General features: G+C 63.3%; 11 protein-coding genes. 6 read left to right on the forward strand and 5 right to left on the reverse strand.

Annotated features, from left to right (window positions below):
- Positions 1-123 precede the first annotated feature (123 nt).
- Positions 124-1,398 carry an aromatic amino acid transport family protein gene (locus tag SJI00_RS13080; RefSeq protein ID WP_322462136.1) on the reverse strand — a complete coding sequence of 425 codons (1,275 nt, stop codon included), beginning with the start codon at positions 1,396-1,398 and terminating at the stop codon, positions 124-126.
- A gap of 403 nt (positions 1,399-1,801) precedes the next feature.
- On the opposite strand from SJI00_RS13080, the gene alkB reads away from it, so the two are divergent.
- From alkB to SJI00_RS13095, 3 genes are all read left to right on the forward strand, one after another.
- Positions 1,802-2,446 (forward strand): DNA oxidative demethylase AlkB, encoded by a 645-nt coding sequence (gene alkB / locus SJI00_RS13085; protein WP_322462137.1) that lies wholly within the window; start codon positions 1,802-1,804, stop codon positions 2,444-2,446.
- Between the two features lie 248 nt (positions 2,447-2,694).
- On the forward strand, positions 2,695-3,750 hold the full coding sequence (locus SJI00_RS13090; protein ID WP_322462138.1) for a tetratricopeptide repeat protein: 1,056 nt from the start codon (positions 2,695-2,697) through the stop codon (positions 3,748-3,750).
- 101 nt (positions 3,751-3,851) lie between these two features.
- On the forward strand, positions 3,852-5,468 hold the full coding sequence (locus tag SJI00_RS13095; protein ID WP_322462139.1) for an ATP-binding protein: 1,617 nt from the start codon (positions 3,852-3,854) through the stop codon (positions 5,466-5,468).
- 24 nt (positions 5,469-5,492) lie between these two features.
- Here the strand turns inward: SJI00_RS13095 and SJI00_RS13100 are convergent, their stop codons facing one another.
- Positions 5,493-5,954, reverse strand: coding sequence for a nucleoside deaminase (locus SJI00_RS13100; RefSeq protein WP_322462140.1), 462 nt, complete (start codon positions 5,952-5,954; stop codon positions 5,493-5,495).
- Positions 5,955-6,169: 215 nt separating this feature from the next.
- On the opposite strand from SJI00_RS13100, the gene SJI00_RS13105 reads away from it, so the two are divergent.
- Entirely contained in the window at positions 6,170-6,973 is an 804-nt protein-coding gene (locus tag SJI00_RS13105) for a CSS-motif domain-containing protein (protein WP_322462141.1), read from the forward strand.
- Positions 6,974-6,991: 18 nt separating this feature from the next.
- Here the strand turns inward: SJI00_RS13105 and hppD are convergent, their stop codons facing one another.
- Both hppD and SJI00_RS13115 read right to left on the reverse strand, forming a co-directional pair.
- Positions 6,992-8,068 (reverse strand): 4-hydroxyphenylpyruvate dioxygenase, encoded by a 1,077-nt coding sequence (hppD, locus tag SJI00_RS13110; protein ID WP_322462142.1) that lies wholly within the window; start codon positions 8,066-8,068, stop codon positions 6,992-6,994.
- 27 nt (positions 8,069-8,095) lie between these two features.
- Complete coding sequence (locus SJI00_RS13115) at positions 8,096-8,230, reverse strand: hypothetical protein (protein ID WP_322462143.1); 135 nt, start codon at positions 8,228-8,230, stop codon at positions 8,096-8,098.
- Between the two features lie 144 nt (positions 8,231-8,374).
- Between SJI00_RS13115 and SJI00_RS13120 the strand changes: the two genes are divergently transcribed.
- Together SJI00_RS13120 and rarD are read left to right on the forward strand one after the other, a co-directional pair.
- Complete coding sequence (locus SJI00_RS13120; RefSeq protein WP_322462144.1) at positions 8,375-9,961, forward strand: EAL domain-containing protein; 1,587 nt, start codon at positions 8,375-8,377, stop codon at positions 9,959-9,961.
- Positions 9,962-9,991: 30 nt separating this feature from the next.
- Entirely contained in the window at positions 9,992-10,876 is an 885-nt protein-coding gene (gene rarD, locus SJI00_RS13125; protein ID WP_322462145.1) for an EamA family transporter RarD, read from the forward strand.
- On the opposite strand, the gene SJI00_RS13130 is transcribed toward rarD, so the two are convergent.
- Positions 10,842-12,410 carry a TerC family protein gene (locus SJI00_RS13130; protein ID WP_322462146.1) on the reverse strand — a complete coding sequence of 523 codons (1,569 nt, stop codon included), beginning with the start codon at positions 12,408-12,410 and terminating at the stop codon, positions 10,842-10,844. The genes rarD and SJI00_RS13130 overlap by 35 nt on opposite strands.
- Positions 12,411-12,771 lie beyond the last annotated feature (361 nt).

Here is a 12,771-nt window from a genome sequence, read left to right on the forward strand (position 1 = left end):
CTCCGAGTTAAGCATGAAGCGCAGTAAGTGCCTACGGTGGCGCGCAAATTATTGGATTGCCGGATTTATCCGGCTCATGAAAAAGCCCGGGACAGTGCCCGGGCTTCAGCCTGCCAAACGCGCTCAGCTGAGCAAGCCGTACACCACCGAGGTCAGCGCTACCAGCCCGACCAGGGTGACGAACACGTTGGACATCGCCCCGCGGTACTTGCGCATTGCCGGCACACGGCGGATAGCGTACATCGGCATCAGGAACAGCAGCACCGCAATGATCGGCCCGCCCATCGACTCGATCATGCCCAGGATGCTCGGGTTGGCGGTGGCGACTCTCCAGCACACGAACAGCATCACCACCGCAACCATGAGGTCGAGGGGCTTGGACGTGCGGCGAGCACCCGCCTTGCTGAGCATGCCCTTGAGGCCTTCGCTGGCACCGATGTAGTGCCCCAGGAACGACTTGGCGATCGCCACGAAGGCAATCATCGGCGCCACGAAGGCGATGATCGGGTTGCCCAGGTGGTTGGCCAGGTACGAGAGGATCGACAGGTTCTGTGCCTTGGCCTCGGCCAGTTGCGCGGTGTCGAGGGTCAGCACGCAGCTGAAGACGAAGAACAGCACCATGGCCACCATCAGCAGGTGCGCGCGCATCAGCACTTTGCCGCTGAGTGCATCGGCATTGTCGCCATGGCGGCGTTTCTGGTCGACGGCAAACGCCGAGATGATCGGCGAATGGTTGAACGAGAACACCATCACCGGAATCGCCAGCCACACAGTGTGCAGCAAGGCCGAACCTGCGGGGACTTCACGCGCCGTTTCCAGGATGCCGCCGGTCCAGTGCGGGATCAGGTACAGGCCCAGCAGGGCCAGGGCAACGATGAAGGGGTAGACCAGCAGGCTCATGACCTTGACCGTGGCTGCTTCACCGCAGCGCACGATGGCCATCAAGCCGAGCAGCAGGCCAAGAGACAACCACTGCCGAGGGGGGGCCTCGAGGTGCAGTTGGTGCTCCATGAAGCTGGTGACGGTGTTGGTCAGCGCCACACTGTAGATCAGCAGAATCGGAAAAATCGCACAGAAATACAGCACGGTGATCACCGCGCCAGCGGTCAGACCGAAGTGTTCCTCGACCACCTCAGTGATGTCGCCGCCCTTGCCCGAAAGCACGAAGCGGGTCAGTCCGCGGTGGGCGAAGTAGGTCATGGGCAGCGCCAGCAGTGCCAGGATCAGCAGCGGCCAGAAGCCGCCAAGGCCGGCATTGATGGGTAGGAACAAGGTGCCCGCGCCGATGGCGGTGCCGAACAGGCCGAGCATCCAGGTGGTGTCTTCACGTGACCAGGTGGCCATGGCTGTCGGTGTCGATTGGTATTGTTGTTCAACGCTTGGGGCCTGCTCATTCATTCCAGGTGCAACTCCACTTGCAAGACTGCAATAGGCTGAAAGCAGCGAAACACGTGGGTCTCGCCACCTCAACGGAAAAAGAGGGGCGCGATTGTGCACCCATTGTGGGCAGTTGCGAAGCCCTCTGCGAGCAGCGGTTGCACCAAGAGCCACCCACAGCGCTATCGCCCAATGGCGTGTCAGGGCATTGGTCGGCTGGCGCCGGGACGCTAGGCTCTGTCTGAAAAGCCTTGAGACTCGGTTATGCTGCGTTAAAAACAGCCTGGAACGCCAGCCCGGTCGGAATGCTCATTTACTCCAGTAAACTCCGCTTCCTCGGCTGTTTTTGCCTTGCCTAACCTTCGCTCAAGACTTTTCAGACAGAGCCTAGAATGACGGTCTCTTCGACGGTTGTACCCACGCCATGATCCAGTCCGATCTCGACCTGTTCGGTGAAAAATCCCAGCGCCTGGCCGCCCATACCGTGCTGTTTCCAGGCTTTGCCCTGGCGCATCTGGAAACACTGCTCGACGCATTGCGCCCGGTGCTGCGCGCCGCACCGTTTCGGCAGATGAGCACACCGGGTGGCCAGGCCATCGCGGTCGCCCTCAGCAACTGCGGCAGCCTGGGTTGGGTCAGTGACCGGCGCGGCTACCGCTACACCAGCCATGATCCGCTCAGCGGTGAACCTTGGCCGGCCCTGCCCCCGCTACTGGCGCACCTTGCCCGGGAAGCGGCGCAAGCGGCGGGCTTCGCGGATTTCGTCGCCGATACCTGCCTGATCAACCACTACCTGCCCGGCATGAAGCTGTCACTGCATCAGGACCGTAACGAGCGCGACTTCAGCCAGCCGATCGTGTCCATTTCACTGGGCCTGCCGGCCGTGTTCCAGCTGGGCGGTCTGGCGCGTAGCGACCCCACGCAAAAGGTGCCGCTCAATCATGGCGACGTCCTGGTCTGGGGTGGCGAGGATCGTTTGCGCTTTCACGGCGTGCTGCCGATCAAGCCCGGCGAGCATGAACGCATGGGCAGCCGACGCATCAACCTGACCCTGCGCCGCGCCGGCTGAGTCTGCCTTTCACAGCCTGATTGCAGCGCGGCCTGGGGCGCCTGCATGGGCATGGACCAGGCCTTGCGCGCCTGCGCGCCGACCTGGCGCCATGCGCCTACCCTCAAGCGCTAGCGTTGCGCCTCATCCTGAACGTGCGCACCCTGCCCCTGGAACCCGACACGCGCCAGAGCTCCCCGGCCAGGCCCGTTGCATTTGCCGGGCGTCTGTCCCAAGCTCTGCCTCCTCCTTTTGCCAAGGACCAGACGATGCCTCGACGCAACCGCTTCCTGCTCGCCGCGCTGCTGGCGATCATCGGCGTGGGCACGCTCAGCTACCTCTGGCGCACCCCCGCACCGGCCCCGGTCAGCGCGCCGCCGGCGAGCTACGCCAAGGCCTTGCGCCTGGCGCACGATGGCCAACCGGGCGCAGCTCGCCTGCTCTATCAACAGTTGCAGCGCACGGATCTGTCGCCGATGCGCCGCGCCGCGTTGTATGCCGAACTGCCCAACTATCCCTCGTCCATCGCGTTGAAGCTGGCCAAGCAGGACCTGGCCAACCCGGATGCCTACGTGCGCCGCGCTGCCGTGATGGGCATTCAGCGCCTGCTGCCGCCAGCGCAACGCAGCATGGCCTTGGGGCCGCTGCTCGATGACGACGATGACACCGTGCGTCATGCCGTGGTCGATGCGTTGCTGGGGCTTTCACCCGACGCCATCGGCCTGTATTTCTCTCCCTTGCAGGAGGCGCTGGAGGCGTATCAAGCGGTGCTCGCCAGCCAGCCGGACGATGCCGACGCGCAATTGCACCTGGCGCGCCTGTACCTGCATGAAGCCGACTACACCGGCGCTGCCAGCGCTCTGCGCCGGTGCCTGGCGTTGAACCCACACAGCACCGACGCCCTGGCCACGCAGGTGCGCCTGCTCGAGCGCGAAGGGGAGCACGACGCCTCACGTGAAGTCCTGGCCAAGGCCCTGCTGCAAAATCCTGACTCGGCGTTTTTGCAGCACGAACTGGGCTTGTGGCTGACCCGTCACGCACAGACCGAATACGCCTTGCTGGCCTTCTCCAAGGCCGTGGAGCTGGAGCCCGATCACGCCGACTACCGTTACACCCTGGCGACCACGCTGCACCAGCTCGATCAGATCGACGCCGCCCAGACCCAACTGCAAACCCTGCTCGATCAGCACCCCAACGATCGCCGCGCACGCCTGCGGCTGATCGCCTACTGGAAAGAAACCGGGCAGTTGCAGAATGTGCAGGTGCTGTCGGCCGAACTGGAGCGGCAGAACCCGGACGACCCCGCTCTACAACAGGGTCTTTGAACCGTCCAGCGGGTACCTTGAACACGTGACCAACTGTGTTGAACCGGCGGCATCGAAGGGCAGTCAAGTAGTTCAAGACTGCCCATTTTCAGGAGTTTCTCTTGGCCTGTTCGTTTTCCCTGGAGGAACGCGCACTGATCCTGGCGCCCTCCCCGCGCGCCAACCGCACCCTCGAACTGTTGAGCGGCGCAGGATTTGGCTGTGCCGTCACCCACGACATGGCGCACCTGGGTGAATGGCTGGGCGACGGCGCGGCCATGGCCATTGTCGATGAGCACTGCCTGGCGAGCGTGGGCGAGTCAGCCCTGCAGGTCTTCGTCGAGCGCCAGCCGTCGTGGTCGGACTTGCCAGTGCTGTTGCTGCGCGCACCCGAGTCGGCCTCGTCCTGGTCGCAGTTCGGTAACTTGTTCACGCTGTCGCACCCTTGTCAGGACCAGCAACTGCTGGGCATGGTGCAGGCTGCGCTGCGCGCCCGCCATCGCCAGTACCAGTCGCGTGATCAACTGCACGCGTCAGACCAGGCCTTGCACCTGCAACTCGAGCTCACCCGCCGGCATCAGGAAACCTTTCACCACGCCCGCAAGATGGACGCCATCGGTCAACTGGCTGGCGGCGTGGCGCACGACTTCAACAACCTGCTGACCAGCATCGGCGGCAGCCTGGAACTGGCCGGTCGGCGCTTGCAGCGCGGCCAGGCCGAGGCTGTCGACACTGCCCTGGACATCGGTCGCCAGGCCGTAGGCCGGGCAGCGCGCCTGACGCACCGTCTGCTGGCGTTTTCTTCACGCCAGTCTTTACAAAGCCGGCGCGTCGACGTTGCCGAACTGCTGCAGGCCGACACCTGGCAGCGTTCGATCCCTCCAACGATCACCGTGAACTGCGTGCTGGACGACGGACTGTGGTGGGCCCAGACCGATGCCGCGCAGTTGAGTGAATCGTTCGACAACCTGGTCCTCAACGCCTGCGAAGCCATGCCCTGTGGCGGCACCTTGCTTGTCGAGGCGCACAATCGGCAGATTGTGGAGGCGCAGTTCGCGGCCAGCCTGCCGGCGGGGGATTATGTCTGCCTGAGCCTGACCGACACCGGCCAGGGCATGTCTGCCAGCACTGTGGAACATGCCTTCGAGCCGTTCTTCAGCACCAAGCCCACGGGCCAGGGCATCGGGCTGGGGCTATCGATGGTGTACGGCTTCAGCAAACAGTCGCGCGGCCACGTGGTCTTGACCAGCGCGATCGGCCAGGGCACGCAGGTACAGCTGTATCTGCCGCGTCACCATGAACGGGCTGAACAGCCCGAAGACGGTGTTAGCGCCGGTCTGGAGCAGCGCAACGCGCAGCGGGCAAACGGCAACGTGTTGATCGTCGAGGACGACGAGCAGATTCGCGGCCTGTTGCAGCAGTCACTGGCCGAAGACGGCCTGACGTGCCACTGCGCTGGCGATGCCGAGCAAGCCCTGGCGCTGCTGCGCTCGGTGCCGCGGATCGAGTTGCTGGTCACTGACGTCGGGCTGCCGGGCATGAACGGGCGACAGCTGGCAGAACTTGCCCGCATGCTGCAGCCGTCCCTCAAGGTGCTGTTCGTCACCGGTTATGCAGAAACGGCCATGGCACGCGATCAGTTCCTCGATCCAGGCATGGAATTGATGTGCAAGCCATTCACGATGCAGCGCCTGCGCGAACAGGTCGGCCTGATTCTGCAAGGCCACGACGGCAGCTGATCAGCGGCGTGGGCGGCCGTGCGATCAACGCCCGATGTCTTCGTTCCACAATGCCGGGTGCTGTTCGATGAAGGTTTTCATCAAGTGCTGGCATTGCGGATCGTCGACCACCTCAACCTCCACACCCCGGCTGCGTAGCAGGGCTTCTTCGCCCATGAACGTCTGGTTCTCCCCCACCACAACGCGGCGAATGCCATACAGCAGAATCGCGCCGCTGCACATTGGGCAGGGCGAGAGCGTGGTGTACAGGGTGGATTCACGGTAAACCGCAGCGCTTTGCCGACCGGCATTTTCCAGGGCGTCCATCTCGCCGTGCAAGATTGCGCTGGCGCTCTGCACACGACGGTTGTGACCGCGACCGATGATCTGGCCGCGATGGACCAGCACCGAGCCAATCGGGATGCCACCCTCCTCGACTCCGAGGCGCGCTTGCTCGATCGCGGCCTGCAGGAATTGGTCGTCTGTTGTGCTATTAGGGTTAGGCATACTGCCTCCAGGGCTGGTTAAGCGCGCAAGGCTAGCACATTGCCCCAGCCGGCTTGGCTCGCCCAGCGACAAGTCCCACAGCCGCCGTCTTCAGTGCCTGCACATCGTGAAGAATCCGCTCACCCGGAGTACGGGAGCTTTTCCCCTAACCTGCGCTGATTCCCTACGCGCAGGTCTTGCGCGTGGTCTGCCTGCCGCCTGAGGACCCTTTGCCCATGAAACTGACTCGTCTGCCTCGCCGCCGCCCCTGTACGCTCTTGATGATCTTTGGCATCAGCCTGCTTCCGGTTTTGTGTGGCGCGCTGGTGATCGTGCAACAGATCGATCGCACGTTGGACGCCGGTGCACGCAACAGCGCCGTACGCGCGCTCTATGTCGTGGATCGGGTGTTCGACACGCTGCGCGAAGCGAGCAGCCATATCGCCCAAGCGCCCCTGCGCAATTGCGCCGAACTGGCGCCACGGCTGCTTGGCAGCATCGACAGTAGCCAGTTGGTGCGATCGTTGGTTCTCAAACAAGCGGACGACAGCGTATGCAGCTCCAGCGCGTGGGAGCTTGCCAGCAAAGCTTCGTTCGATCAGTTCGCCTACCAGCGGATCAGCCTGACCGCTCAAGGCTCGACCTCTGCCAGGGACGGCGCGCTGGTGTTCGCCTGGGAACACGACAACCAGACGCTTCTGGCAGGCATCGATGGCCAGCGGCTGCACCGCCAGCTGTCCAAATTCGCCGAGGGTGAAGTGCTGCAGCTGGATATGGGCGATCATTCGATCTGGATGAGCAAAGACGGGTACGCCCAGACGCGCACAGGGCCGAGACCCTCCAACCGATTCAGCAAGCGTTCCCCCGACTATGACTACACGGTTTACGCAGGCTATGGCGCTGGGACATTTCAGCACATGTTCTGGGCCTATAGCGCCCGTGCCCTGCCCCTGCTGATGCTGATTGGCTTGCTGACAGGGGCAGGTGTGTACCTGGTGCTGCTCAGGGGTCACCGTGGTGTGCAGCAGGTGCCGTCGTGACGACACCTGCCGCAGGCATCAGTCGCCCTGTAGCACACCACGTCGGACCTGATCGCGCTCGATCGATTCGAACAACGCTTTGAAATTGCCCTCGCCGAAACCGTCGTCACCCTTGCGCTGGATGAACTCGAAGAACACCGGCCCCAGCAGTGTGCCGGAGAAGATCTGCAGCAGCAGCCGGCGATCGCCGGCCTCGGAGGCGCCATCGAGCAGAATGCCCCGCGACTGCAGCGCCTGCACCGGTTCTCCGTGGTTGGGCAGGCGTTCTTCGAGCATCTCGTAGTAGGTCTGCGGTGGGGGCGTCATGAACACTGTGCCCATGCCCTTGAGGGTATCCCAGGTCTTGATCAGGTCGTCGGTGAGGAACGCCACATGCTGGATGCCCTCGCCGTTGAACTGCATGAGAAACTCCTCGATCTGCCCGGCGCCCTTTGAGGATTCTTCGTTGAGCGGAATGCGGATCATGCCGTCGGGCGCGGTCATGGCTTTGGAGGTCAGGCCGGTGTATTCGCCTTTGATGTCGAAGTAGCGAATTTCGCGGAAATTGAACAGCTTTTCATAAAAGCCTGCCCAGTACGCCATGCGCCCGCGGTAAACGTTGTGGGTGAGGTGGTCGATGATCTTCAAGCCCGCGCCTTGCGGATGGCGGTCGACACCTTCGAGGAAGGTGAAGTCGATGTCATAGATCGAGCTCCCCTCCTCGAAGCGGTCGATCAGGTACAGCGGCGCGCCGCCGATGCCTTTGATCGCCGGCAAGCGCAGCTCCATCGGCCCGGTTTCGATCTCCACCGGCTGGGCGCCAAGCTCCAGCGCCCGGGCATAGGCCTGATGCGCGTTACGCACGCGGAACGCCATGCCACACACCGAGGGGCCATGCTCGGCCGCAAAATACGATGCGACGCTCTTGGGCTCGTTGTTGAGGATCAGGTTGATGCCGCCCTGGCGGTACAAGTGCACGGCCTTGGAGCGGTGGGTCGCGACATGCGTGAAGCCAAGCGCCTGGAATACGGGTTCCAGCACGCCGGGCGTGGGGGATGCCAGCTCGATGAACTCAAAGCCCATCAGGCCCATGGGGTTGTCGAAGAGGTCGGTCATGGAAGTGTCCTTGTCAGCAGCGAAAAATCAGTTGTGGGTAACACCTGGTTTTTTCTGCCAGACAGGCGGCGAACACGGTACGCCGCGCACACTGCGGGCGAGGAAACCACCGATGATCAGCTTGAAGCCATAGCGCGCCATACGCAGGGTCTCTGAGGACATACTCTCCGGCGGAGAGCTTATTGTTTTATTCGTAATCCGATTCTATAGAGCGTAAAAGAATTTGTCGCGTGGTCGTTATTGTCTGAGCCCGACAAACGGCTATCCTGTGGGCAGGATTTCCCTCTGCAACAAGGTTAGATCAGTATGCCCCTCACGGCCCTTCGTCCTGCTCGCTGGAGCTGGCGTACCCTTCTGCCCTGGGCCGTCGGCCTGCTTCCGCTGTTAGGGGGCATGGCGGTCATGCGCTGGCAGGCCGAACGCGAACTGCTCGAACAAAGCCAGGCGGCGGCCATCCAGGTGCTTCGGCAAAGCGAGCTGATTCTCGATCAGCTGTCGCGCTCGGCGCAGGCACTGCTGCCCCTGGCGGGCCAGCCGTGCGAAGTCGCCAGCTTGCCATTGCGTGCCGAGGTCACCCGCAACGCATTCGTCCGCTCCACCGTATTGTTCAACCACGACCGCGTCTACTGCACCTCCCTGCTGGGCGGTTACGACGAGGCGGTCGACCTCAATGACTACACCGAAGGCACGCTGTGGTTGATGAATGGCAACTCGGTGACCCCTGGCCACCCGCTGCTGGTCTACCGCCTCGGCAGCGCCGGGCGCGGCGTACTGGTGACCGTGGACAGCGAGCACGTGCTGACGTTCCTGCGCCTGAGCGACCCCGGGCTGCCCGTGCAGATCCGCGTGGGCGAGCACTGGATCGGAGCCGAGGGCCAGGTGCGCAACGGCAGCCCACCCAGCGCAATCAAGGCCCCGGTGCGGATGGCCTCGACGCGTTTCCCGCTCAGCGTACAGGCCGGTTTCCGTGAAGACCGCACCCTGGCTTACATGCTCGGCCACTATCCTGCCCTGTTCGGGCTGCTGGTGATGCTCGGGCTGCTGGCCGGCGGCGTCTGCCGCTGGCAGATCCGCCGCGCCACCTCACCGCGCGCCGAAATCGAACGGGCGTTGCAGGCCAATGAGTTCGTGGCCTACCTGCAACCGGTGGTGCGCCGCGGCGACTACAAGTGGTCCGGTGTGGAGGTACTGATGCGCTGGCAGCACCCCAAGGATGGTCTGGTGCGCCCTGACCTGTTCATTCCCTACGCCGAACACAGCGGCCAGATCGTGCCCATGACCCGCGCCTTGATGGCGCACACCGCACACAGTCTGGCGCCCTTTGCACCCTTGCTCGACGATCACTTCCACATCGCCTTCAACATCACCGCCGACCACTGCCGCGACCTGAGCCTGCTGGACGACTGCGCACGCTTTCTCGCGCAGTTCCCGCCCGGTCGCGTCGCCCTGACCCTGGAGCTGACTGAACGCAAGCTGATCGAACCGAGCCCCACCACCCTGGAGCTGTTCGACAAGCTGCATGACATGGGCGTGATGATCGCGCTCGATGACTTCGGCACCGGCCAGTCCAGCCTCAACTACCTGCGCCAGTTCCGCATCGACTACCTGAAAATCGACCAGAGCTTCGTGGCCATGATCGGCGGTGACGCGCTGTCGCTGCACATTCTCGAAAGCATCATCGAGCTGTGCGGCAAGCTCGGCCTGGGCATCGTCGCCGAAGGGGTGGAGACTGCCGAGCAGCGCGACTACCTCGACCGCTACACGGTGGACTACCAGCAGGGCTACCTGTTTGCCCGGCCCATGCCCGTGGCCGACTTCCTCAAGTCTCTGGCCGCACGTCCGAGCACGCCGGCCTTGTCCAAGGCACCACCCCCTGAGATCATTCCCGATTGACCATGGGTTCAACGTTCAGAAGAGGCAGTCGTGTCTAAGGGCATCGTAATTTCGGTCTTGGCGTCGTGTCTGTTCGCCGTGATGTACTTCTATACCTCCCTGCTCGCGCCCTTGGACGGCGAGGAAATCTTCGGTTGGCGCACCCTGCTGACCCTCCCCTGCCTGACCCTGTTCATGCTCGCCTCCCAGGACTGGCAGCGCGTCGGCGAGCTGTTTGCCCGGGTGCGGCGCACGCCCGTGCTGCTGCTGGGCATGCTCGGCACCTCGTGGCTGATGGGCATTCAATTGTGGCTGTTCCTCTGGGCGCCGTTGCATGGGCGCAGCCTGGAAGTGTCGATGGGCTATTTCCTGCTGCCCCTGGCAATGGTCACAACAGGCCGACTGGTCTATGGCGAGCGCCTGTCACGGCTGCAGCGCGTGGCAGTGGCCTGCGCTGCGCTTGGGGTTGTGCACGAGCTGTACCAGCACGGCAGCTTTGCCTGGGAAACCCTGGTGGTGATGCTCGGCTACCCGGTGTATTTCGTGCTGCGCAAACGCTGCCAGAGCGACCACCTGGGCGGGTTGTGGTGGGACATGTTCCTGCTGCTGCCGTGGGCGATCTACTTTGTCGTACAGGGACCACTGTCAGTGACCGACCTGGCCGCGCACTCACGGCTTTACCTGCTGATTCCAGTGTTGGGGGCGATCAGCGCCGGGGCGCTGATCGCCTATGTGCTGGCCAGCCGTCTGCTGCCCTTCACGCTGTTCGGCCTGCTCAGCTACGTCGAGCCGGTCCTGCTGGTGGGCGTGGCGTTATTGCTGGGCGAGACCATTGGCCCCGACCAGTGGCTGACCTACTTGCCGATCTGGGCCGCCGTACTGGTCCTGGTGCTTGAAGGCGTCAGGCATCTGCTGCGCCAGCGTCGCCGCGGCTGAGGTGCACCTGGCGCACGCGCCGCTCTTCAACCGCGACCACGGTCAGGGTCCAGCCATTGCAGCTCAGGCGATCGCCGATCACCGGTAAACGGTCGAGCAGGCTCATCACCAGCCCCGCGAGGGTCTGGTAGTCGTCAGTGGCGCGGGCAGCGAAGCCGGTACGCGCCTGCACCTGACTCAGGTTCAAGGCGCCGCTGGCGACGAAGCCGAGGGTGTCCTCGACGATCTCTGGGCCGCCAATCTCGCTGGCGTCAGGCAATTCGCCGGCAATCGACTCGAGAATGTCGGTCATGGTCAGCAGGCCTGTGAAGTCACCGAACTCGTTGACCACGAAGGCGATGTGCGTCGACTGGCTGCGCATCTGCTCCAGCGCGTTGAGAATGCTGAAGCTCTCCAGCAGGTTCAACGGCACCTGGACCATGCTTTCCAGGTCCGGCTGTTCGCCAGACAACACGGCCTTGAGCAACTCCTTCTTGTGCACGTACCCCAGCGGTTCCTCGATGCGCCCGGCGCGGATCACCGGCAGGCGTGAATAAGGCGAGTGGGCCAGGTTCAGCGCGTTGCCCTGCGGGTCGAGCGCCAGGTCAATGGCATCGACCTCGGCGCGCGCGGTCATCACCGTACGGATCGGCCGCTCGGCCAGGTGCAGCACGCCGCTGATCATCACCCGCTCGCGGCGATCGAACAGCACTTCGCTGTCGCCGCCCTCGACCATGTCGGCGATCTCGTCACCGACCTCGTCACTGTTTACCCGGCGACCGCCCAGCAGGCGCAGCACGGCATGGGCCGTACGCTCGCGCAGTGGGCGATGGCTCTGCACGCTGCGCTTGCGGCGCGCACGGGCCAACTGATTGAACAGCTCGATCAGCAACGAAAAGCCAATGGCCGCATACAGATAGCCTTTGGGGATGTGGAAGCCCAAGCCTTCGGCGGTCAGGCTGAAGCCGATCATCATCAAAAAGCCCAGGCACAGCATGATCACCGTAGGGTGGGCGTTGACGAAGCGGGTCAGCGGCTTGCTGGCCACGATCATGATGCCGATGGAGAAAATCACTGCGATCATCATCACCGACAGGTGCTCGACCATGCCCACGGCCGTGATCACCGCATCGAGCGAGAACACCGCATCGAGCACCACGATCTGCGCCACGATTGGCCAGAATGCCGCATAACGCAGCGTGCCCTGGCTCTGCGGCTCGTGCCCTTCCAAGCGCTCATGCAGTTCCATGGTCGCCTTGAACAACAGGAACACACCGCCGAACAGCATGATCAGGTCGCGCCCCGAGAAGCTCTTGCCGAACACCTCGAACAGCGGCTCGGTGAGGGTGACCATCCAGGAAATGCTCGCCAGCAGGCCCAGGCGCATGATCAGCGCCAGGCTCAGGCCGATGATTCGCGCACGGTCGCGCTGATGCGGCGGTAGCTTGTCGGCGAGGATGGCGATGAATACCAGGTTGTCGATACCCAGTACCAGTTCGAGCACGATGAGTGTGAGCAGGCCTAGCCAGGCCGTGGGGTCAGCTAGCCATTCCATCAACGGATACTCGCGGCAGAGTCAAGGAAGAGAGACAGGGGGGACGGTCGAAGCGACCACAGACAGGGAGGCTCGGAGAAAGCGCTCATAGGGACCTTGCTGGAAAATACGGAAAATAATCCTACAACCCAGTTCGACAAATCTCACAGCGAGAAATTATTACAAAAACTGTAGTGGCCAGCAGGCGGTTCACAGCTTCGAAGGTTGCGAAGCCGACCTGGGGACAGTCGCGCCACGTTTTCACGCCTCGACAGCGCCAGCCATGCCTCGCCTGTGCGACGTGCAAAGGCGAGCGCCGCTTGCGGTAGCCGCAGCGCGCTACCCCCGCCCCGACACGTCGAGGCATAGCCAAAGCATGCTG

The sequence above is a fragment of the Pseudomonas gebzensis genome (assembly GCF_034427815.1).
Classification (GTDB): Bacteria; Pseudomonadota; Gammaproteobacteria; order Pseudomonadales; family Pseudomonadaceae; genus Aquipseudomonas.

What these genes read in the sequence shown, in the direction of transcription:
- SJI00_RS13130 (WP_322462146.1), bottom strand. Translation starts at nt 12,410, where the DNA reads ATGGAATGGCTAGCTGACCCCACGGCCTGGCTAGGCCTGCTCACACTC.
- SJI00_RS13115 (WP_322462143.1), bottom strand. Translation starts at nt 8,230, where the DNA reads ATGTCCTCAGAGACCCTGCGTATGGCGCGCTATGGCTTCAAGCTGATC.
- hppD (WP_322462142.1), bottom strand. Translation starts at nt 8,068, where the DNA reads ATGACCGACCTCTTCGACAACCCCATGGGCCTGATGGGCTTTGAGTTC.
- SJI00_RS13080 (WP_322462136.1), bottom strand. Translation starts at nt 1,398, where the DNA reads ATGAATGAGCAGGCCCCAAGCGTTGAACAACAATACCAATCGACACCG.
- SJI00_RS13120 (WP_322462144.1), top strand. Translation starts at nt 8,375, where the DNA reads ATGCCCCTCACGGCCCTTCGTCCTGCTCGCTGGAGCTGGCGTACCCTT.
- SJI00_RS13090 (WP_322462138.1), top strand. Translation starts at nt 2,695, where the DNA reads ATGCCTCGACGCAACCGCTTCCTGCTCGCCGCGCTGCTGGCGATCATC.
- SJI00_RS13105 (WP_322462141.1), top strand. Translation starts at nt 6,170, where the DNA reads ATGAAACTGACTCGTCTGCCTCGCCGCCGCCCCTGTACGCTCTTGATG.
- SJI00_RS13100 (WP_322462140.1), bottom strand. Translation starts at nt 5,954, where the DNA reads ATGCCTAACCCTAATAGCACAACAGACGACCAATTCCTGCAGGCCGCG.
- alkB (WP_322462137.1), top strand. Translation starts at nt 1,802, where the DNA reads ATGATCCAGTCCGATCTCGACCTGTTCGGTGAAAAATCCCAGCGCCTG.